Below are 21,801 nucleotides of genomic sequence, written 5' to 3'. Positions count from 1 at the left end.
CGCCTGGCGGATCGCATTACACGGACGGCGATTCGGCGCCTACCCATCCCGGCGCCAACGCCTTCGCCTCCGGGAACAACGCAAAGCGCAGCCCGATCAGGCCCATCAGCGCCTCGTCGCGCGCCTTGCAGGCGGCCACGCTGCCGACCCGTCCCAGCGAGGTATCCAACCGCTCGCGCAATGCGTCGGCCGCCACAATCGGTTTGCGCGCAGCGATCTGCCGGCGGTAGTGCACGGCGATCTCTTCAAGAATGTGCTCGACCGCCTCACGGCTGCGCTCGGGCAGTTCCAGCCGTGCACGGCGCAGCTGCAGGATGTTCAGGCCGATGCGCGCCTCGTTGAGCATGTCCACCGAGGCGATGTCACTGCCCTCGGGCGTCGCCGCCAGGCGCGGGGCGAGCAGGCCCAGCAGGTCGAGCATGCGTGCGGCGAAGCGCTGCCGATCCTGCTGGCCGCGTCCTTCGGCGGCTTCGGCCAGCGTGGTCCAGCCCTGCCGCACCAGCCGGCGTGCGGTCCACTCGGCACCTACCGAACGGAACAGGCGGGTCATCACCACTGCAAAGCCAATGCCGATGAACATCGCGATCGACGAGTTGAGGAAGGTCTGGATGTTGGCGCTGTAGGTGTTCTGCAGGCTCAGCAGCGCGGCCAGGTTCACTGTCAGCGGCAGCGCGAACAACGCGCTCTTGGGGTGGTGCAGCATCAGCCCCAGCGGCAGGAACGCCACCGCCAGCACCAGCGCCAGCAGGCCGAAGTCGTGCACGGCCGGGAACACGCCGAACAGGTACACGCCGGCCACCACCGAGGCGACCATCGCCCACACCAGGAACTGCACCATGCTGGGGGCCGGATCGTCCTGTGCGGCGAAGAATGCGGCAGTCACCGCCGCCATCATCGCGCCGTTGCCACCGCCCTCCCAACCGAGCGCGATCCACAGTACGCAGTAGCTCATCAGTGCCACGCCGGCACTGAGCGCGGAGAACAGTGCCATGCCGTAGTCGACGTGCCTGTCGGCGGCCACCCGTTCGGTGCGGATGCGATAGTGCGCGCGGTCCAGCGGCGCGGTGCCCTGATCGATCGCGTGCTGCAGGGTGCGGCAGTCCTGCCACAGGTCCACCAGCTCCTCCAGGCGCAGCAGCAGGCTGGCCAGCTGCAGGTGCTGCAGGTCGCGGTCCACCTGCGGCTTCAGCGCGCTGATGCGCGCGCGCAGCCGCGCGTACTCACTGGCGTTGGTCGGGCCGTCCAGCCAGTCGTGGATGTCATCGACCAGCGCCGGCAAACCTTCAGGCAGGGCCTGGCCATCGCTGCGCAGCGCGCTCAGGCGGTCAGCAATCGAGGACAGCACCGGCAACAGCAGCAGCATGCGTTCGCGCAGCCGCTCCATCGACACTGCCGAACCGGCATGGCGCGGGTCGTCGCGGCGCAGGAACTCGATCAATGCCTCGAACTGCACCAAGTCGGCGGCCAACCGGTTGCGTGGCGCGTGTGCACGGCCACGTTCCAGGATCTGCCGGCACCACTGCGCGGCGTCCTCCATCCAGTTGCCGATGCGGGCGCGCAGCATCGGCCGCACCGAGGCCGGGAACAGCAGCGAGGCGAACAGCACCGCCACCACCGTGCCGAGGATGATCTCCTCGCTGCGCGCCACCACCGTGTCGAAGATGGTTTCCGGCGAGGTCACTGCGGGGAAGCCGATGAAGGCGGTGGTGTAGCCGGCCAGCAGGAACGCGTAGCCGCGCGGGCCGCGGTTGAGCAGGGCCATGAACAGGCAGCCGGCCAGCCAGATCGACATCGCCGCGCTCAGGACCAGCGGCGTTTCCACCAGTGCCGGCAGCACCAGCAGGGTGGCCAGGCCGGCCACCAGGGTGCCGACGATGCGGTACACGCCCTTGGCCCGGGTCGGGCCCAGCAGCGGCTGGCTGACGATGTACACCGTGCCCATCGCCCAGTACGGGCGCGACAGGTTGCCGGCCATGGCGATGTACAGCGCGGCCACTGCGGCCAGGTAGGTCTTGATCGAGAACAGCCAGGCCTGGCGGTCGGTCAGCGCGTTCATGGCTTACTTCGCTGCGGTCGAGGCGTTGGGCGCGGTGGCGCTTGCCTGCCAGCCACCGCCCAGCACCAGGAACAGATGGATCTGGTCGCGCGAGACCTGCGCTTCGGCGGCCGCCAGCGTGGCATCGCTGGTGGCCAGGCTGCGGTCGGCATCCAGGCTGGACAGGTACGGCGTGCGGCCGCCCTGGTACAGCCGGCGGTTCTGCTCGGCAGCCAGCGCGGCCTGCTCCTGCGCGATGCGCAACGACTGCAGCCGGCGCAGGTCCTGCGCATAGCGGTCCAGCGCGGTCTGGGTCTCGCGCAGCGCCTGCAGGACCGTGTGGTCGAACTCGGCCAGCGCCGCGTCGGCACCGGCTTCGGCGGCGTGGATGCGCGCGTGCGTGCCCGACGACGGCAACGTCCACGAAATCAGCGGGCCGATCGACCATTGCTGGGTCATCGGCGTGCCGAAGTCTTCCAGCAGGCCGGCGGCACCCACCGAGGCACCCAGGCGGATGTCCGGATACAGTTCGGCGGTGGCCACGCCAATGCGCGCGGTGGCCGAGGCCAGCTTGCGTTCGGCCTGGCGCACGTCCGGGCGGCGCTGCAGCAGCGCACGGCCATCACCGACCGGCAGGGGCTGCGCCAGGCCGGGGGCGTGTGCACAGTCGATCACGCCAGTCGGCAGCTGGCCCGGGGTCTGCCCGAGCAGGGCGGCCAGCGAATAGGCGGCCGCCGAGCGCTGCGCATGCAGCGGCGGCAGTGCAGCTTCCAGCAGCGCCACCTGGGCATTGGCGCGGGCCAGCTCCGGCGGCGTGCCACGGCCAGCCGCGATCAGGCGCTCGGTAACGGTGCGGCTGCGCTGTTGCAGCTGCAGCGAATGCTCGGCCACGTGCAGTTCGTGGTTGGCATGGCAGATTTCCAGGTAGCTGTCGGCCACCTGGGCGACCACACTGACCTGGGCCAGATCGCGTGCCGCCGCCACCGACTGCTCGTCGGCACGCGCCGCTTCGGCGCCGCGCTTGAGCTTGCCGAACAGGTCGAACTGGTAGCTGACCGCGAACTTGCCATCGGCCAGGTTGATCACCGGCAGCTCGTGCTCCTGCAGGAACGATTCGGCCGACAGCTGCGCGCGGCTGACCCCGGCCTCGGCTTCGTACTCGAAGCCACCGGCGTCCAGCGCCTGTTCGTATACCGCCGCCGCACGGCGCAGGTGCGCATCGGCGGCCTTCAGTTCGACGTTGTCTCGCAGCGCCTGGGTGATCAGGCCATCCAGCACCGGGTCGTTGTACAGCGACCACCAGCGGTCGGGCAGCGCCTGGTTGGCGGCCACCTGCGGGTTCTGCGTATCGATGAAGGCCGCATTGGCCTCCGGGCGCTTGAAGGCCGAGCCTTCCGGCAGTGCATAGTCGGGGCCAACGGTCCTGCACGCGGCCAGGCTGGCCAGCGCGACGATCAGGCCGAGACGGGGCAGGGCGGCGTTCACAGGCCCGCCTGTGTCGGCGCGGTGCCGGCCTTGTCGTTGTGCGGGTGACGGCCGGTGTCCACGGTCACCGTGGCGGTGCGGCCGGCAATCAGTTCCACGCCCTTGGGCACCTCGTCGATGGCGATGCGCACCGGAATGCGCTGGGCCAGACGCACCCAGTCGAAGGCCGGGGTCACGTTCGGCAGCAGAGAGCTGCCATTGCTGCGGTAGCGATCCTCGATGCCGGCGGCGATGCTCTCGACATGGCCGCGCAGCGGCGCCGATTCGCCCATCAGGCGGATGTCCACGCGCTGCCCCGGGGCCACGCCGCGCAGGCGGGTTTCCTCGAAGTAGCCGTCGATGCGGAACGAGCCGGTGTCCAGCAGCGCCAGCACCGGCTTGCCGGCCACCACGTAGTCGCCCACGCGCATGGTGCGGTCGTTGACCCGGCCATCGGCCGGTGCGCGCACCTCGGTGCGGCCCAGGTTGAGCTCGGCCAGGTCGACCGCCGCCTGTGCGGTGCCCAGCGCAGCCTGTGCAGCCTGCAGCTTGGCGCGGCGCACTTCGGCGTCCTCGGCGGCGACCAGATCCTGCAGGCTGCGGTCACGGCCGATTTCGCGGCGCAGCTGCGCCACCGAGGCCTGGCGCTCGGCCAAGCTGGCCTTGGCCTGTTCCAGCGCGATGCGGTAGCGCGCGCGGTCGATCACGAACAGCACGTCGCCCTTCTTCACCGCCTGGTTGTCGGCCACGTTCACCGTTTCCACCAGCCCGGACACGTCCGGTGCCACCTGCACCACGTCGGCACCGACATGGGCGTCGCGGGTCCACGGCTCATCCATGTAATAGACCCACAGCTGGCGCAGCACCAGCAGGGCGACGATCACGGCTGCGCTGGTCAGCAGTATGGGCAGGGTCTTCTTCACGATCTTGTTCACGATTGCATCCAACGCAGGAGGTGGAACAGCAGGCCAAGCACGATCCCGTACAGCGCCAGGTTGAACAGCGCCGGGTGCCATACATGGCGATAGGCGCCGGCACGCTGCAGCAGCGCGTGCAGGCCGCTGTTGACCAGGTAGGCCAACAACATCAACCCGAGCAGGGTCGGGACGAACACTCCATGGAGACTGAATTCACCGGGCATCGGAAGGGGCGGGGGCGAGGTGGGGGAGGGGAGGGACAACAGAACAACGGCAACGGGCAAAAGCCGCTGGCGTGTGCACGGCAGCGGCGGTGTTCGGGGGCAGCGCTCTTACGTGATGCGGTCGGCGGCCTCGGCCAGCAGGCGCCATGCCTTCAGCACGGCGTGCAGTTCATCCATGGAAAGCTCGCCGAACACGTCCTGGCGCAGGCCGATCAACTGGTCTTCCAGCTCGCTGACCAGCGCATGGCCCGCGTCGGTCAGCCACAGCAGGTTGGCGCGGCGGTCGCTGGCGTCGCTCTCGCGGCGGACCAGGTCGCTGGCGCACAGCTTGTCCAGCAGGCGCACCAGGGAAGGACCCTCCATGCCCAGCTGCTGGGCCAGCGCCACCTGGCGGATGCCACCGCCGGAGCGGCCGATCATCAGCAGGGGCATGGTGCAGGCGGTGGAGATGCCGTAGCTGCCGAGCCGACTGTCGGCCAGGCGCTGCCACTGCCGCCCTGCGTACAGCAGGCCGGAGCTGAGCTGCATCTGCAGCACGGTGCGCTCGTCGAGAGGTCGGTCCATAAAGATAGATAGGATACTACTAATTTCATTCCTATCAATGGGTTTTTCTGAATGGGCGGGGTGTATTGAGGAAAGCGTTGCGCCTGCTGGTTATCGGTTGGGGTGGCGGAGGGCCGGACGGGGCAGGGCACGCTGCAAGTACGTCCATGTAAGCTCGATCGGCGCATCCATGCGCCTCACGGCCCTGCCCCGCCCGGTCCTCCGCCACCCACCCCACATCCCGTGAGCGCGGTGGGTTGGCTCTAAGGGCAAAAGCAGTGCGGACCAAGGTCCGCACCCACCAGGGCGGCACACCGCTTCCGAAGCCATGAACCCCCGCTTTTGACCCCGCTTTCGGGCGGTCCGGCCGCGCCCGCAGGAAACCGTCAGGGAGCGGGAAGGGCGGCAGGGCAGGACCGTGAGGCGCATGGATGCGCCGACCGAGCCCCCAGGGACGGGTTTACGGCGTGTCCTGCCCTGCCGCCCTTCCCGCTCCAAACCGATAGCAGTCCGGCGCCGCGCGTCACCCCCGATGAACCGTCCCCACAGGACGACCCACCCCCCGGTCGGGTACGATGCTCGCCCCCCGTTCGGGACGCTGTACGCAATGAGCAAGAACAACGAAAAGGCCGCCCCGCAGGGCGACGTGACCCAGGACCAGGCCGAGGATGCCGTGCGCACCCTGCTGCGCTGGGCCGGTGAGGACCCGTCCCGTGAAGGCCTGCTGGATACCCCCCGCCGTGTCGCCGAAGCCTATGGCGACTGGTTCAGCGGTTACCGCGACGACCCGCGCGCCTACATGGAGCGGACCTTCGAGGAAGTGGCCGGCTACGACGAACTGATCGTCCTGCGTGACATCGAGTACGAAAGCCACTGCGAACACCACATGGCGCCGATCATCGGCCGCGTGCATGTCGGCTACCTGCCGGCCGGCAAGGTGGTGGGCATCAGCAAGCTGGCCCGCGTCGTCGAAGCCTACGCCCGCCGTTTCCAGGTGCAGGAGAAGATGACCGCGCAGATCGCCCAGTGCATCCAGGACGTGCTGCAGCCGATCGGCGTCGGCGTGGTCGTCGAAGGCGCCCACGAGTGCATGACCACCCGCGGCATCCACAAGCGCGGCGTCAGCATGGTCACCTCCAAGATGCTGGGCAGCTTCCGCGACGACGCGCGCACCCGCGCCGAGTTCCTGCGCTTCATCGAAGTGGGCGGCAAGCGCTGAGCCGCTTGCCCGCACCGCGCCGGCCCCTGGTGGCCGGCATGCCCACGGCTGCCCACGCAGCCGCCGTGGGTGGCTGCTTGTCCCCACCAGACCTCATGACTCTTTTCGCTGCATGAAGCATCGCGAACGCATTGCCCGTTACCGTCACCTGCGCGAACAGCCCCAGTGGAAGCTGCTTGCCGCCGACCATGCCCCGGAAATCATCGGCCTGTTGCAGGGCCTGCTGATGGACGGCGAGCGCACGTTGCCTTCGTCGGTGCTCAACGAGCGCCTGCAGCGCGCGCTGGACCAGCTGGCCGGCGATGAACTCTCGCGCGAGCTGCCGCGGACCGCGCAGGCCTACATCGCGCACTGGCTGGCCCAAGGCTGGTTGGAGCGCCGCCTGCCCGAAGGCGCCGACCAGGAACAGTACGAGCTGTCGACCGCAGCGCTACAGGCGATCCGCTTCGCCGACGGCCTCGAGCAGGCTCGCGTGGCCGCCACCGAGAGCCGCCTGGCACTGGTCATCGAACAGCTCTCGCAGCTGGCCGCGCAGACCGAGTCCGACCCCGATGCCCGCCTCTCGGCGCTGCGCGACGAGCGCGACCGCATCGACGCCGAGATCGCCCGCGTCGGTGCCGGCCGCGTCACCGCGCTGGATGGCAAGCGCGCTCTGGAACGTGCGCGCCAGATCATCGGCCTGGCCGACGAGCTGACCGAGGATTTCCGGCGCGTGCGCGATGACTTCGAGCAGCTCAACCGCGAGTTCCGCGAACGCATCATCGACGATGAAGGCGAGCGCGGCGACGTGCTGTCGCAGCTGTTCGAAGGCGTGGACGTGATCGGCGAGAGTGATGCAGGGCGCAGCTTCCAGGCCTTCTGGCGTTTGCTCAATGACGCCGAGCAGAGCGCCCAGCTCGATGCCGCGCTGGAAGCGGTGCTGGCGCGTGGCTTTGCCCGGCGCCTGGACCGCAACGAGCGCAACTTCCTGCGCGGCTTCACCAGCACCATGCTCGAGCGCGGTGGCCAGGTGCACGACGTGCTGCAGCACTTCGCGCGCAGCCTGCGCGGCTTCGTACAGAGCCGTGGCTATCTGGAGCAGCGCCGCCTCAACCAGCTGCTCAAGCAGGCGCAGTCCGAAGCGCTGGCGCTGCGTGACGAGTTCCCCGCACAACGCGGCATCGGCCGCGACCTGCAGCTGACCACCAGCCGCCTGCGTTCGTGGTCGCAATGGAAGCTGCACGATCCGCGCAGTGCCCAGGTCGATGGCAACGTCGAGTACAACGACGCGGCCGCGATCAGTCTGGAAAGCGTCGGCGATCTGGTCGCTTCGTCCGAAATCGACTTCCGCACCCTGCGCCGCGACCTGCACGACCTGCTCGATGCACAGCCGCGGCTCAGCATCGCCCAGGCCCTGTCGCAGCGCGAAGCGCCGCAGGGCCTCGGCAGCGTCATCGGCTACCTGTCGCTGGGCACGCGTTTCGGCAACGTGGTCGCCGGCGAGCAGGAGCTTGCGCAATGGCGCGGTGGCGACGGCCAGATCCGCCGCGCCCGCATCCCGCTGGTTTGGTTCACCCAGGAGAGACGCCATGAGCTGGCATGAAGATCCCATCGAAGCACCGCAGGCCGACGTGGCGGAAGACGCCTACGAGGCCGAGCCGGCGGCGACCATGGCGCAGCCCCGCCGTGGCAACGACGTGTACTACCTCGGCGACACCGGGCGCCTGCCGCTGGATGCGCGCCGCGCGCTGTGCCAGCTGCTGATCGGCCCCAGCATCGACCAGCTGCGCCACGCCAAGCTGTGGCCCGCGCTGATCCGCAGCGAAGCGGCCATCCGCTCATCGCTGGCGGACCTGTTCCTGGAACTGGTGCTCGACCGCGACAGCGGCGTGGCGTTCACCCGCCAGGCCGATACCGAAGACGTTGATGCGCCGGTGCTGCTGCGCACCTCGCCGCTGACCTTCATCGACTCGGTGCTGCTGCTGTACCTGCGCCAGCAGCTGGCCGAGGCCGATGCACGCGGCAACCGCGCGGTGGTCGCCGACGCCGAGATGGCCGAAGCGCTGGCCATCTATGAAAAGAACCTGTCCACCGACCGCGCCGGCTTCAACCGCCGCGTTGCCTCGGCGGTGCAGAAGATGAAGGACAACCACATCCTGACCCGCCTCAGCGGCCAGGATGACCGCCACGAAGTCTCGCCGGCGCTGAAGCTGCTGTTCTCCGCCGAAGACGTGTCCCAGCTTTCGGCGGTGTACCGCCAGCTGCGCGAAACCCCGGCCGCCGAGGCCTGAGAGACCCGACCATCGCATGGCTATCTCCAAGCACACTCCCGCACTGTTCAACGAAGGCCTGCCGGACCCGCGCCTGCAGCAGTTCCGCATGCGCCGCCTGCAGGTGCACAACTGGGGCACCTTCAACGGCCTGACCGAAGTGCCGATCGCCGAGCGCGGCTTCCTGTTTGTCGGCCGCTCCGGCTCGGGCAAGTCGACCCTGCTCGATGCCATGTCCGCGCTGCTGACGCCGCCGGCCATCGTCGACTTCAACGCCGCTGCGCGTGAAGCCGAGCGCAGCGGCCGCGACCGCAACCTGGTGTCCTACGTGCGTGGCGCGTGGGCTGACCAGCAGGACAGCGGCACCGGCGAAATCGCCACCCAGTACCTGCGCAAAGGCGCCACCTGGACCGCACTGGTGCTGGAATACCGCGCCGGCGATGGCCGCGTGGTCAGCCTGGTGCGCCTGCTCTGGATCTCCGGCAACGGCACCTCGGCCGGCGATGTGCGCAAGCACTACATGATCGCCGAGCGCCCGTTCGACATCGCCAAGGATCTCGGCGGCTTCGACCTGGACCTGCGCAAGCTCAAGCAGAAGCTGTCCGACCTGCACCACTTCGACACCTTCTCCGGCTACGCCGAGCGCTTCCGCGACCTGCTCGGCATCGACAACGAGATGGCGCTGCGCCTGCTGCACAAGACGCAGTCGGCGAAGAACCTGGGAGACCTCAACGTCTTCCTGCGCGACTTCATGCTCGACACGCCGAAGACCTTCGACGCCGCCGAGCGCCTGGTCAGCGATTTCGCCGAGCTTGATGGCGCACACCAGGCGGTGGTCACCGCCCGCCGCCAGGTGGAAACCCTGCTGCCGGCGCGCGCCTACTACAACGACCTGAAGGAAATGCACCGCCGGCGCGGTGACGACGAAGCCTTGAAACTTGGCGTCGACAGCTTCCGCGAGAGCCGCCGCCAGGCGCTGATCGAGGCGCGCCTGCGCGAGATGGACGTGCGTGACCGCGGCCTGCTTGGCGAAGAAGCCCAGCGCCGTGCCGCACTGGACAATCACACCGAGCGCCTGGCCGAACTGGAGCTGCAGCGCCGCCAGCAGGGCGGTGAGCGCATCGAGGAACTGGAACGCGAGCAGGGTCGTGCCGAAGCTGAGCGCGACCGGCGCCAGGCCAAGCGCGAGCAGGCACGCCAGGCGGCACAGCAGCTGGGGGCCGAACTGCCGGACGACGCGCACGGTTTCGCCGAACTGGTCGAGCGCGCGCAGAACGAGCTGCAGGATCGCCAGCGTGCCTCCTCGGCACTGGACGATGCGATCAGTGATCGCCTCGGTGGCAAGCGCGATGACGAGCGCCGTTTCGGCGAAGTCCGTGCCGAACTCGAAGCGATGCAGCGCACACCGTCCAACATCCCGGCGCCGATGCAGAAGCTGCGTGCGCGCCTGGCCGAAGAGACCGGCATCGCCGAGGCAGCGTTGCCGTTCGTAGGTGAACTGATCCAGGTCCGCGCGGAAGAGCAGGGCTGGCAGGGTGCCATCGAGCGCGTGCTGGGCGGTTTCGCGCTGTCGCTGCTGGTCGACGACAAGCACTACAACGATGTTGCCGAGTGGGTGAACCGCACTCACCTGGGCATGCGCTTCACCTACTACCGCGTGCGCCGCAACGATGATGCGTTCGCGCGCGAACCCTCGGCGAAATCGCTGCTGCACAAGCTTGAACTGCGCGAGCATGTGTTCGAAAGCTGGCTGCGCCGGGAGCTGGGCAAGCGCTTCGACTACGAATGCGTGGATGCCAAGCAACTGCGCAACGTCGACCGCGGCATCACCCGCGAAGGCCAGGTCAAGCATCCAGGTGACCGTTTCGAGAAGGACGACCGCAGTGCAGTGGGCGACCGCCGCCGCTGGATCCTCGGCTTCAACAACCACGACAAGGTCGGTGCCTTCGAGCGCGAAGCCCAGGAACTGGCCAAGCGCATCGCCAGCTGCGAGACCGACATCGCGCGCCTGCGCGGGCAACGTGACCGCGACAACGAACGCCGCCTGGCCTGCCACGAGCTGGTCAGCATCAGCTGGAACGAGATCGACATCGCCGCTCCGCAGCAGCGCCTGAGCGATATCGAAGCCACCCTGCGCGACCTGCGCGAAGGCAACGCCGATCTCGCCAGGCTGGCCAAGCAGATCGACGCCGTGCGTGCGGATATCGAACAGGCACGCCGCACCTATGAGGACGTTCGCGTCGAACGCGGCCAGCTGGTCAAGGAGCGCGACCGTCTCGATCGCGCCCGCCAGCAGAGCCGTGCACTGGTGCTGCCGACCCTGGCCCAGGAGCAGGAGGCCGGGCTTGCCGAGCGCCTGCAGGAGCAGGGTCCGCTCAGCCTGGAAACGCTCGAAGCGCACATGCGCCAGGTCAGCAACGCGCTGAACGAGCAGCTGTCGTCCTCGCAGCAGGACCTCAACCGCATCGAGAACCAGCTGACCGGCTGCTTCCGCCGCTTCATCCAGCAGTGGCCGGAGGAGTCGGGTGACTTCACCGTCTCGGTGGCCTCGGCCGAGGACTTCCTCGCCCGCCTCGAACGCCTGGAACGCGATGGCCTGCCGCAGCACGAAGAGCGCTTCTTCGATCTGCTGCAGAACCAGAGCAAGAACAACCTGCTGGCCCTGCAGCGCCACAGCGCCGAAGCCCGGAAGTCGATCGGACAGCGCCTGGATGAAGTGAATGCCAGCCTGGAGCAGGTGCCGTTCAACCGTGGCACGCTGCTGACCATCGAACTGAGCGACCGCCGCCTGCCGGAAGTCGCCGAGTTCCACCTGCAGCTGCGCGAGGTGCTGTCGCAGCAACAGACCGAGCAGCGTGAACTGGCCGAATCGCAGTTCACCGTGCTGCGCCAGCTGGTCAACCGACTGGGCTCGCAGGAAGGCGAGGACAAGCGCTGGCGCGAGCTGGTGCTGGACGTGCGCATGCACGTGGAGTTCATCGGCGTCGAGCTGGATGCGGAAACGCGCCAGCAGGTCGAGATCTACCGTAGTGGCGCGGGCAAGTCCGGTGGCCAGCGCCAGAAACTGGCCACCACCTGCCTGGCGGCAGCGCTGCGCTACCAGCTCGGCGGCGCCGACAGCCAGCTGCCCAGCTACGCGGCGGTCGTGCTCGACGAGGCCTTCGACAAGGCCGACAACGAGTTCACCGCGCTGGCGATGAACATCTTCGACAACTTCGGCTTCCAGATGGTGGTCGCCACCCCGCTGAAGTCGGTGATGACGCTTGAACCGTTCATCGGCGGCGCCTGCTTCGTCGAAATCAGCGGCCGACACGACTCCGGGGTGTTGCTGATCGAGTACGACGAAGAAGGCAAGCGCCTGAAGCTGCCCGAGCGCAGTCGCCAGCAGGCCAACGAACCGGAAGAAGCCGAGGCCTGAGCGCCTCGGTCCATCTACCTGTAGAGCCGAGCCATGCTCGGCTGCTCTTCGCGACCTGAAACAACGTGCCAACCAAGGTTGGCACCTACCATTTCATAACGTTCCTCACGAACCGCGGAACGTGTCCCACGCCATCCGCGCGATCAGCACCACCACCAGCCCCACGAACAGCTTGCGGATGAACGGCGTGCCGCCCTTCAACGCCAGGCGCGTGCCCACCACCGAACCGATGATGTTGGCTGCGGCCATCGGCAGCGCGAACAGCCACAGGATGTTGCCGGTTGGTACGAAGAACGAGATCGCTGCCACGTTGGTCGCCAGGTTCACGACCTTCGATGCCGCTGACGCGCGCAGGAAATCCAGCCCGAAGAAGCGTACGAACAGGAAGATCAGGAAGCTGCCGGTACCCGGCCCGAAGAATCCATCGTAGAAGCCGATCGCCGCACCGATCGCCAGTGCGATCACCAGCTCGCGGCGGCCGATCTCCTGTGGCCGGTGCAACGCGCCGAAGTCCTTCTTCCACAGCGTGTAGGCCAGCATCGCGATCAGCAGGACCAGCACCAGCGGGCGCACCGCGTCCTTGGGCAGCAGGCTTACCGCAGTGGCCCCGGCGAAGGAGAAGATGAAGGCGGTACCGGCCGCGAACAGTACCGGCTTCCACGGGAAACGCACGTTGCGCGCGTAACGCCAGGCAGCCGCACCGGTACCGAACATCGAACTGAACTTGTTGGTGCCGAACAGCATCGCCGGTGTCTGCTGCGGCAGCACCGTGAACAGTCCCGGCAGCTGCACCAGGCCACCGCCACCGACGGCGGCATCCACAAGACCGGCGATGAAGGCGATCACCACCAGCCACCACAACTCGGGGGGAACCAGTTCCAGCACGGCGATCAATCAAGGTGGGGGCGCGACAGCATACGCCCTTCGCCGATGGATGCTGGCGGCGCTCCGCGCGACAATGCGCGCATGAGCCGAAAACCTGCCGATCCCTGTCCCTGCGGGCTACCCGCGGAGTACGCCGCCTGCTGTGGCCGTTTCCATGCCGGCGACACCGTCCCCGACGCCGAACGCCTCATGCGTTCGCGCTACAGCGCGTACGTGCGGGGCCTGGCAGGCTACCTGCGCCAGAGCTGGCATCCGGACACGCGTCCGGTCGAGTTGTCGCTGGATGACGCGCCCGGGCAGCGTACGCACTGGCTGGGCCTGACCGTCCATGAGCACACCGTCACCGGCGCTGACAGCGCCGAGGTGAGGTTCACCGCCCGCTACCGGGTAGGCGGCGGCAGCGCGGTGAAGATGACCGAACACAGCCGCTTCCTGCGCATCGACGGTCGCTGGTACTACCTCGACGCAGTCTGAGCCTCAGCCCGCTGTCCGGCGTTCGCCCGGATCTGGTTGCGGCCGCCGTCCTTGGCTGCGTACAGCGCCCGGTCGGCGGCCTTGACCACCGCTGCCGGGAGCGGGTCCACAAGGCTGTCGGCCAGGCCGATGCTCACCGTCACCTGCACCACCGGGCCGCTGCCGCCGCGCCCGCGTTGCTGACGCCCGGCGTCATCGTCGCGGCTGCGGGTGCTGCGGTCGCGCAGCTGCATGCGGGTGTCCTCGATGCTCTGCCGCAAGGCTTCCACGGCATCCATGCAGGCGTCGGCCGGCTGGCCCAGGAACACCACCGCGAACTCCTCGCCGCCGTAGCGGAACGCACGTCCACCATCACCGACCCGCGCCAGCCGCGAGGCCACCAGGCGCAGCACGTCGTCGCCGGTGTCGTGGCCGTGGGTGTCGTTGAACGATTTGAAGTGGTCCACGTCCACCATCGCGATGCTGTAGGTGCCGCGCGCCCGTTGCAGGGTCTCATTGAAGGCGCGGCGCCCCGGCAAGCCGGTCAGTTCGTCGCTGAACGCCATGTGGAACGACTCCTGCAGCATCGCGCCCAGCATCAGCAGCAGGGCCGCACTGGCCAGCGCAGGCAGCAGCACCGGCTGCAGGAAGACCCTCGGCAGCATCCACCACAGGCACAGCAGCGCCAGCAGCATAGCCGTGTGCAGCGGCCGCGGATGCCGCCATGCCTGCCAACCCAGCGCCGCCGTGGCCAGGAGGAACAGCAGCGCCGGCAGCTGCGCCAGCGCGTTCCAGTCGGCCGGGATCCACGCCCAATGACGGTTCGACAGCAGATCATGCATGCCGCGCGGCTGCTGCGCGGCCAGCAGCAGGAAGATCAGCAATGCCGTACTGCTGGCGACGGAGCGCAACAGCAGGTCGTGCCTGCGCCGCCCACGCTCCGGCCACAACGACAGGCCGGCGAACAGCAACGGCAGCCACGCCGAGATGGCATGGAAGCGCAGCGGTGTCAGCGCGCTGACATGGCCGCTGCGCAGGTAGCCGCCGACATCCTGGTGCAGCAGCGCGAACATGACTGCCACCACCAACAGCAGGCAGAGCGCACGCACCTGGTGGTAGAGAAGGGCCAGGCCGGCACCGAGGCAGGCCAGCAGCCAGGGCAGAACGCGTTGGGCCGGACTGGCCCCGTCTTCGTTGCCCAACGCCGCCCACAGCACCACGGCAACCAGCACGGCGGGCAGCACGAACAGGTAGTGCGCAGGCTGGCGGAGCGGATGCAGGGGCAATCAGGAATTCCAGCGCGGTGACGACGCGGCCGCAGCATTGCCGTTAGCGGCGTTCGGGGCGGCTTCTTGAATGCGGCAGGCCCATCCATGTGAACGAAGTGACGCCGGACCATGACATCGCACTCACCCGCCGGCACCGATGCTGTCGGCATGGACAGCGTACCCGCCGCCGTCGCTGCCCCGCAGCACGATCTCGCCCACCAGTTCGCACGCGTGCGTGCGCGCAGCATGCAACTGGCCGGCCCGCTCAGCGCCGAGGACGCCATGCTGCAGAGCATGGCCGATGCCAGCCCCAGCAAGTGGCACCTGGCCCACACCACCTGGTTCTTCGAACGCTTCGTGCTGGCCGGCTTCCCGGCTGCGCCTGCACATGACCCTGCATGGGACTACTTGTTCAACAGCTACTACAAGAGTATCGGCCCCGCCCATGCCCGGCCGCAGCGCGGCCTCCTCTCACGGCCCTCGCTGCAGCAGGTGAATGACTATCGCCAGCAGGTCGATGCACAGGTGCAGTCGCGGCTATCGGCAGGTGACCTGGACCCACACGCGCTGCACAACCTGCAGCTGGGCCTGCAGCACGAACAACAGCATCAGGAGTTGTTGTTGACCGACATCAAGCACGCGTTCTGGTGCAATCCGCTGCAGCCGGCCTACCGCGAGGACCTGCCCCCCCCCCCTGGCGCTGCCAGTGCACAGGGCTGGATCGAATCACCCGAGCGCATCGTTACCGTCGGCGCTGCAGCCTGGCCGCAGCACGCTGCGTTTGCCTACGACAACGAATCGCCGCCGCACCGCGTGCTGCTGCCGGCACATGCTCTGGCCGAACGTCCCGTCAGCAATGCCGAGTACCGTGCTTTCATCGATGCCGGCGGCTACCGCGAACCGCGCTGGTGGCTCAGTGAAGGCTGGGCGTTGCGTGAAGCCGAGGACTGGCAGCACCCGCTGTACTGGGATGACACCCTGCAGCGCGAATACACCCTGGGCGGTTGGCGCGAGCTGGATCCGCACGCGCCGGTCTGCCATCTCAGCTACTTCGAGGCCGATGCCTGTGCCCGCTGGGCCGGGGCACGCCTGCCCAGCGAGTTCGAGTGGGAGGCCGCGGCCGCGTCTCAGGCGGTGCGGGGCCACTTTGCGGATGACGATCACCTGCACCCGCAGGCGGGGCAGGGCAGCGGCCTGCGCCAGCTGTTCGGTGATGTCTGGGAGTGGACTCACAGCGCGTATGGCGCCTATCCCGGCTACCGCCCTTTCGCGGGCAACCTCGGTGAGTACAACGGCAAGTTCATGTGCGGCCAATGGGTGCTGCGCGGCGGCAGCTGCGTCACGCCACGGGGCCATGTGCGCGCCAGCTATCGCAATTTCTTCATGCCGCCGGCGCGCTGGCAGTTCTCCGGACTGCGCCTGGCCAGGGACCTCACATGAGCACCGTGCACGACGCGCTGCAGGCGTTGACCGACCTCACCCCCGGCCGCCAGCAGATCCTCACCGACGTGGTGGCCGGGTTGTCGCGCACACCGCGCCAGCTGCCATCCAAGTATTTCTACGATGCACGCGGCTCACGCCTGTTCGAGCAGATCACGCAGACCTGCGAGTACTACCCCACGCGTACCGAGCTGGCGCTGCTGGCGCGGGTGCTGCCGGACATCGCCCGCAGCGTCGGTCCTCATGTTCATGTGGTGGAGCTGGGCAGCGGCAGTGGCCGCAAGACCGCGCTGCTGCTGGCGGCACTGCAGGACCCCGTGGCCTACACCCCCATCGAGATCTCGCGCGCCGCGCTGCTGTCCAGCATCGACCATCTGGCCCCGGCGCTGCCGGACGTCGAGATGCTGCCGGTCTGTGCCGACTTCACCCGCGCGGTCGCCGTCCCGGCACCGGAACGCGAGCCTGCGCGGCGCCTGTTGTTCTTCCCGGGCTCCACGTTGGGCAATTTCGTCGAAGAGGATGCCGTCGCACTGCTGCGCGCGATGCGCCAGACCATGGGCCGCGATGGCCTGGCCCTGGTCGGCATCGATCTGCACAAGGACCCGGCATTGATCGAAGCCGCCTACAACGATGTGCAGGGCATCACTGCTGCATTCACCCTCAACCTGCTGGCGCGCCTGAACCGCGAGATCGGCAGCGACTTCGATCTGGACGGCTTCCGCCACCGCGCCCGCTACAGCATCGCGCGGCTGCGCATCGAAACCGATCTGGTCAGCCAGCGCGCACAGGACGTCCGTCTGGATGGCCGCACCTTCCACTTCCAGGCCGACGAGCCGATCCGCGTCGAATACAGCCACAAGTACACCGACGACAGCTTCGAAGCGTTGCTGCTGCCAGCGGGCCTGCAGGTCGTGCGGCGCTGGGATGCTGAAAGCCCGGCCTATGGCCTGCGCCTGCTTCGCGCCCTTTAGCCGCCGCCAGCCCGCGCTGCTTCAGGTTCGCCTACGCTGCGCCTAAGATGGCCCTGCAACGGCAACACGGAGGACGCCATGCCCATTCTGACCACGCTCGGCCTGGCGGCCGTGCTCGCCGCGGCACCCGCTTCGACAGCAGCGCCTGCGGCCAGCAGCGATGCCGCTTTCAGCCGCTGCCTGGCCGTCCTGCAATCGACAGCCGCCAGCCAGGGCATCAGTGCCGACCGCTTCAATGGGATTATCGCCGGGCTCACCCCCGATCCCAGCGTGCTCGGCCTGCTCGACGCGCAGCCGGAATTCACCACGCCGATCTGGGACTACCTGGCCGCGCTGGTCGATCGCCAGCGCGTGGACGATGGGCGCGTCCTGCTGCAGCAGCATCGGGCCCTGCTTGATCGGGTGTCGGCCCAGTACGGCGTCGATCCGGCCACCATCGTCGCGGTCTGGGGCGTGGAGAGCGACTACGGCCGTGTGTTCGGCAAGCGCCCGCTGCTGCAGTCGCTGGCCACGCTGTCCTGTGCCGGCCGCCGCCAGCCCTTCTTCCGTGGTGAGCTGCTGGCCCTGCTCAAGTTGATCGACCGCGGCGACCTGCAGGCACAGGGGCTCACCGGTTCCTGGGCCGGCGCCTTCGGGCATACGCAGTTCATGCCCAGCACCTATGCACGCATCGCCGTGGACGGTGATGGCGATGGCCGCCGCGATCTGGTCGGCAGCATTCCCGATGCGCTGGCCTCCACCGCCAATTACCTCAAGCGCGCCGGCTGGCGCAGCGGAGAGCCGTGGGGCATGGAAGTGCGTATCCCGCCCGGTTTCGACGCCAGCCAGGCCGGGCGCACCCAGCGTCGGGCGCTGGCCGACTGGCGTGCGCAAGGTGTGACCGCATTGGATGGCAGCGCGTTGGCCCCGGCCAACCTGCCTGCCGACGCGCGCGCGGCCCTGCTGCTGCCGGCGGGCGGCAAGGGCCCGGCGTTGCTGGTGTTCCGCAACTACGACGCGATCTACAGCTACAACGCTGCCGAAAGCTACGCGCTGGCGATCGCCACGCTGGCCGACCAGCTGCGTGGCGGCACGGGCCTGGCCACGGCCTGGCCGACCGATGATCCCGGTATCGGCCGCGATGAGCGCCGCCAGCTGCAGACCCTGCTGCTGGCCCGCGGCCACGACATCGGAAGCGCCGACGGCATGATCGGTACGGCCACGCGTCGCGCCATCCAGGTCGAGCAGCAGCGCCTGGGCTGGGCCAACGCAGATGGGCGCGCGGGACAGCGTATCCTTCGCACTCTGCAGAACGCGCCGCGCACTGCACCGGTGCCCACGCGTTTCATGCTTCCCAGCAACTACAGTGCCGTGCAATCGCCGGCCATACGGAGTCGATCCCACGTGCAGCAGATCCAGGGTGTACGCAGCGGGCAGTACCAGGGGCTCGATGCCTGGCTGGTGGAAACCGGCGACGCCAGCGCGGCCATCAGTGTGTTTGGCGGCCAGCTGCTTTCCTTCGTGCCCAAGGGCCAGCCGGATCTGATGTGGCTGTCCCCCCGGCGCGCCGAACTGCCCACGCCGATCCGCGGAGGCAGCCCCGTCTGCTGGCCGTACTTCGGCCGCCAAGGCCAGGGCAACGACGTGCCCGCCCACGGTTTCGTCCGTACCGTGCCGTGGGAACTGCAACAGGCCCGTCGCCTGGACGACGGCAGCATCGAGCTCACGCTGGCACCCCCGGTGCTGCAGAGCCTGGACCTGCGATTGAGGATGACTGTGCGCGTAGGCCGCCAGTTGACCCAGCGACTGATCACCGAGAACGTCGGCAGTTCCCCTGCCAGCATCACCCAGGCGCTGCACAACTATTTCCGCGTGGGTGATGCCAGCGCGGTGGATGTGGACGGCGTGGACGGACTGGACTATCTGGACAAGTTCGAGAACTATGCGACGCCGCGTCGGCAGCAGGGCGCCTGGACGTTGCGCGATCCCCGTGATCCCGGGCGCAGCGACCGCATCTACACGCAGGCCAAGGGTCACTATGTCCTGCGTGATCCGGTGCTGAAACGCCGCATCGACATCCGTACGGAAGGAAGCCGCTCGCTGGTGGCGTGGAATCCCGGTGCCGAGGCTGCAGCGAAGATGGCAGATGTGGGTGAGGGCTGGCGCGACTACGTCTGCCTGGAAGCGGCCAACGCCGGACCCGACGTGGTGACCCTGCCGCCGGGTGGCAGCCATGTGCTGTCACAGACATTGTCCGCGGCACCGTGGACACCGGTAACCCGGTAACGAATCAACGCAGCAAGGATGTTTTCATGCAGGACGCACAGTGGTGGTACGCCAACAGCAGGCAGAGCGAAGGACCGGTGGACCTGGCCGCCCTGCGTCGCCTGCAGCAGGACGGCACGGTGACGGCACGCACGCTGCTGTGGCGCGAAGGCATGCCCGCGTGGCGCCCCTTGGCGGAGCTGGAACAGGATTCAACGCCCATCGAGATGGCGCCGGCTCCGGATATCGACACAGCCCCACCGGTTGAGGTCGTTGCGCCAAGTGTCGGCGATCCGTCCGATCCGTATCGAGCCCCCGCCGCTGCACCGGATACGGCTGCCGCCGCGGGGCTGGAGGGCGAGATGGCCTTGTACGCCAGCGTGGTCGGCGGCAACTTCCCGATCTATCGCCAGCGCTGGCGACTGGATCAGGGCATTGCCACCGCCAGTGGAACCTGGCACTGGCCGGCCTTCCTGCTCGGCCCGATCTGGATGATGTACCGCAGGATGTACCGCCTGGCGGCAATGTGGGTCGGCCTGCTGCTGCTGATCAGCGTGGTGGAGACCTTGCTGGATGTGCCCGAAGGCGTGTCGCTGGTCATCACCATCGCGCTCAGCGTCACCACCGGCACCTTTGGCAACACCTGGTACCTGGCACACTGCCAACGCCTGATCGCCCAAGCCCGTGCCGTCAGCGGCGGCGATGACGCACGGCTGCGCAGCGAGCTGACCGCACGCGGCGGCACCAGCGTGGTCGCCACACTGGCCGCCATCGTCATCTCGGTGGTGTTGAGCACCGTCGGCGCCGCACTGGCGGGGTAGGACAGGTCAGCGGCCCTGACGCGGCCGCAGCACCAGCAGGCACAGCGCACCGGCCACCAGGCCCCAGAACGCCGAACCGATGCCGGCCAGTGAGACGCCGGAGGCGGTGACCAGGAAGGTGACCAGTGCCGCCTCGCGGTCCTGCTCTACTGCCAGCGCACTGGCCAGGCTGTTGGCGATGGTGCCGAACAACGCGATACCGGCCACGCAGGCCACCAGCTCCTTTGGGAAAGCCGCGAACAGGGCGGCCACGGTGGCACCGAACAGCCCGATGACAATATAGAAAGCCCCAGCGGCCATGGCGGCGGTGTAGCGCCGTGCCGGATCCTCGTGCGCATCACGGCCCATGCAGATCGCGGCCGTGATCGCGGCCAGGTTCAGTGCGTAGGCACCGAACGGCGCCAGCAATGTATTGACCACGCCGATCCAGCCGATCAGCGGCGACACCGGCGCGTCATAGCCGGAGGCACGCATCACTGCCACACCGGGGATGTTCTGCGAGGCCATGGTGACCACGAACAGGGGCAGGGCGATGCCGGCTACCGCAGTCCAGGACAGGGACGGGGTCACCCATTGCGGCACCGCCAGCTGCAGCTGCACCTGCTGTGCGTGCAGCAGGTCACGGCTGGCTGCGACCGCGATGCCGACCAGCAGTGTGGTGATGACCGCATAGCGCGGGAACAAGCGGCGTCCCGCCAGCCAGGTGGCGAACATTGCCACTGCCAGTGCCAGTTGGGAATTCATGGCCACGAACACGTCCAGACCGAAGCGCAGCAGCACGCCGGCCAGCATGCCGGCGGCCAGCGCCATCGGCACCCGCTGCATCAATCGTGCGAACACCCCGGAGAAGCCTGCCAGCATGCCAAGCACCGCAGCGAGCAGGAATGCGCCGGTGGCTTCAGCGAGCGAGTCGCCACCAGCACCGACCACCAGCATCGCCGCGCCCGGTGTCGACCATGCGGTCACCACCGGCACGCGATAGCGCAGCGACAGCCCGATGCAGGTGACACCCATGCCCAGTCCCAGTGCCCACATCCATGAGGCGATCTGTGCCTGGTCGGCACCGACAGCCTGTGCGGCCTGGAACACGATCACTGCGGAACTGGCGAAGCCGACCAGCACGGTGATGAAGCCGGCGACCACGGCCGGCACTGAAAGGTCGCGCCACCATGCTTGCCGCACCTGCATGTTCATTGCCGTCTCTCCTTGTTGCATTCGTGCATTGATAGCCGTTGCGGCGTTGACCGCGCAACGCGCGGGCAACGCCGCAGTGATCTTCGAGCGTACGTCATGCCTGAAGTCGCGGCGCTTCTGTCATCACCATGAAAAAAAAGCCTTGACGGAATCTGCAGGATCTCTAGAATTCGCCCCCTTGCTGCAACGCATCGCTTCCTCGGAAACGGCACGCGATCAGCAACGCCATCACCGGCGAACGAGTTGATCGAACGAAGGTGTTGACGGACTCGAAAAGTCCGGCATAATAGCCGGCTCGCAACGACGAAAGGCCCACGGGTCCAACGACGAAGCAGCATCGGCAACAACGTCCACTCCGGTGAGACGGCCTTGAAAAAAGGTGTTGACGAAGCGGAAAAGCCGGCTATAATGGGCGGCTCGCTACGAAGGAAACTTCGCAGCACACGGGAACGGCGC

The 21,801-nt window shown here is 68.0% G+C and carries 18 protein-coding genes; 10 read left to right on the top strand and 8 right to left on the bottom strand.

The window, feature by feature from the left end; translation table 11 throughout:
• Positions 1-16: 16 nt before the first annotated feature.
• The 5 genes from AC5P8J_RS16115 to AC5P8J_RS16095 form a co-directional block, all read right to left on the bottom strand.
• Positions 17-2,056 carry an FUSC family protein gene (locus AC5P8J_RS16115; protein WP_111099330.1) on the bottom strand — a complete coding sequence of 680 codons (2,040 nt, stop codon included), beginning with the start codon at positions 2,054-2,056 and terminating at the stop codon, positions 17-19.
• A 3-nt stretch (positions 2,057-2,059) separates the two neighbouring features.
• Positions 2,060-3,520, bottom strand: a complete 1,461-nt coding sequence (locus AC5P8J_RS16110; protein ID WP_111099331.1) for an efflux transporter outer membrane subunit — start codon at positions 3,518-3,520, stop codon at positions 2,060-2,062.
• Positions 3,517-4,434, bottom strand: coding sequence for an efflux RND transporter periplasmic adaptor subunit (locus tag AC5P8J_RS16105; protein WP_180833052.1), 918 nt, complete (start codon positions 4,432-4,434; stop codon positions 3,517-3,519). The genes AC5P8J_RS16110 and AC5P8J_RS16105 overlap by 4 nt, the downstream gene beginning before the upstream one ends.
• On the bottom strand, positions 4,431-4,640 hold the full coding sequence (locus tag AC5P8J_RS16100; RefSeq protein ID WP_010487502.1) for a DUF1656 domain-containing protein: 210 nt from the start codon (positions 4,638-4,640) through the stop codon (positions 4,431-4,433). The genes AC5P8J_RS16105 and AC5P8J_RS16100 overlap by 4 nt, the downstream gene beginning before the upstream one ends.
• A gap of 108 nt (positions 4,641-4,748) precedes the next feature.
• Positions 4,749-5,204 carry a MarR family winged helix-turn-helix transcriptional regulator gene (locus AC5P8J_RS16095; RefSeq protein ID WP_012481667.1) on the bottom strand — a complete coding sequence of 152 codons (456 nt, stop codon included), beginning with the start codon at positions 5,202-5,204 and terminating at the stop codon, positions 4,749-4,751.
• A 586-nt stretch (positions 5,205-5,790) separates the two neighbouring features.
• Between AC5P8J_RS16095 and folE the strand changes: the two genes are divergently transcribed.
• The 4 genes from folE to AC5P8J_RS16075 all read left to right on the top strand — a co-directional run bounded on the left by folE (position 5,791) and on the right by AC5P8J_RS16075 (position 12,069).
• Complete coding sequence (gene folE, locus AC5P8J_RS16090; protein ID WP_004141296.1) at positions 5,791-6,402, top strand: GTP cyclohydrolase I FolE; 612 nt, start codon at positions 5,791-5,793, stop codon at positions 6,400-6,402.
• A gap of 112 nt (positions 6,403-6,514) precedes the next feature.
• Positions 6,515-7,984: a DUF3375 domain-containing protein gene (locus AC5P8J_RS16085; protein WP_019658766.1), complete on the top strand. Its 1,470-nt coding sequence runs from the start codon at positions 6,515-6,517 to the stop codon at positions 7,982-7,984.
• Positions 7,971-8,672 carry a DUF4194 domain-containing protein gene (locus tag AC5P8J_RS16080; protein WP_019658765.1) on the top strand — a complete coding sequence of 234 codons (702 nt, stop codon included), beginning with the start codon at positions 7,971-7,973 and terminating at the stop codon, positions 8,670-8,672. The genes AC5P8J_RS16085 and AC5P8J_RS16080 overlap by 14 nt, the downstream gene beginning before the upstream one ends.
• 16 nt (positions 8,673-8,688) lie before the next feature.
• On the top strand, positions 8,689-12,069 hold the full coding sequence (locus tag AC5P8J_RS16075; RefSeq protein ID WP_134732511.1) for an ATP-binding protein: 3,381 nt from the start codon (positions 8,689-8,691) through the stop codon (positions 12,067-12,069).
• 105 nt (positions 12,070-12,174) lie between these two features.
• Here AC5P8J_RS16075 and AC5P8J_RS16070 read toward each other — a convergent pair whose 3' ends face one another.
• Positions 12,175-12,954, bottom strand: a complete 780-nt coding sequence (locus tag AC5P8J_RS16070) for a sulfite exporter TauE/SafE family protein (RefSeq protein ID WP_019658763.1) — start codon at positions 12,952-12,954, stop codon at positions 12,175-12,177.
• Positions 12,955-13,035: 81 nt separating this feature from the next.
• Between AC5P8J_RS16070 and AC5P8J_RS16065 the strand changes: the two genes are divergently transcribed.
• Positions 13,036-13,428 (top strand): YchJ family protein, encoded by a 393-nt coding sequence (locus AC5P8J_RS16065; protein WP_026346891.1) that lies wholly within the window; start codon positions 13,036-13,038, stop codon positions 13,426-13,428.
• Here AC5P8J_RS16065 and AC5P8J_RS16060 read toward each other — a convergent pair.
• Entirely contained in the window at positions 13,410-14,693 is a 1,284-nt protein-coding gene (locus tag AC5P8J_RS16060) for a GGDEF domain-containing protein (RefSeq protein WP_227854405.1), read from the bottom strand. The two genes, AC5P8J_RS16065 and AC5P8J_RS16060, sit on opposite strands and share 19 nt — an antisense overlap.
• A gap of 150 nt (positions 14,694-14,843) precedes the next feature.
• Between AC5P8J_RS16060 and egtB the strand changes: the two genes are divergently transcribed.
• The 4 genes from egtB (at position 14,844) to AC5P8J_RS16040 (ending at position 20,151) form a co-directional block, all read left to right on the top strand.
• Positions 14,844-16,115, top strand: a complete 1,272-nt coding sequence (gene egtB, locus AC5P8J_RS16055; RefSeq protein ID WP_227854406.1) for an ergothioneine biosynthesis protein EgtB — start codon at positions 14,844-14,846, stop codon at positions 16,113-16,115.
• Entirely contained in the window at positions 16,112-17,086 is a 975-nt protein-coding gene (gene egtD / locus AC5P8J_RS16050) for an L-histidine N(alpha)-methyltransferase (RefSeq protein ID WP_049412901.1), read from the top strand. The genes egtB and egtD overlap by 4 nt, the downstream gene beginning before the upstream one ends.
• A gap of 78 nt (positions 17,087-17,164) precedes the next feature.
• A complete protein-coding gene (locus AC5P8J_RS16045; protein WP_227852623.1) occupies positions 17,165-19,351 on the top strand; it encodes a lytic murein transglycosylase in 2,187 nt (728 codons plus the stop codon).
• A gap of 26 nt (positions 19,352-19,377) precedes the next feature.
• On the top strand, positions 19,378-20,151 hold the full coding sequence (locus AC5P8J_RS16040; protein WP_021202050.1) for a DUF2628 domain-containing protein: 774 nt from the start codon (positions 19,378-19,380) through the stop codon (positions 20,149-20,151).
• 6 nt (positions 20,152-20,157) lie between these two features.
• On the opposite strand, the gene AC5P8J_RS16035 is transcribed toward AC5P8J_RS16040, so the two are convergent.
• Positions 20,158-21,345 (bottom strand): benzoate/H(+) symporter BenE family transporter, encoded by a 1,188-nt coding sequence (locus tag AC5P8J_RS16035; RefSeq protein WP_227854407.1) that lies wholly within the window; start codon positions 21,343-21,345, stop codon positions 20,158-20,160.
• Here AC5P8J_RS16035 and AC5P8J_RS16030 point away from each other — a divergent pair.
• Entirely contained in the window at positions 21,338-21,592 is a 255-nt protein-coding gene (locus AC5P8J_RS16030; RefSeq protein ID WP_134735937.1) for a hypothetical protein, read from the top strand. The genes AC5P8J_RS16035 and AC5P8J_RS16030 overlap by 8 nt on opposite strands.
• Positions 21,593-21,801: the final 209 nt, after the last annotated feature.

It is taken from the genome of Stenotrophomonas sp. YJH_SMC_37 (assembly GCF_059370035.1).
The sequence above is the reverse complement of the archived record's forward strand: the minus strand, read 5'-3'. Positions and strand labels throughout refer to the sequence as shown.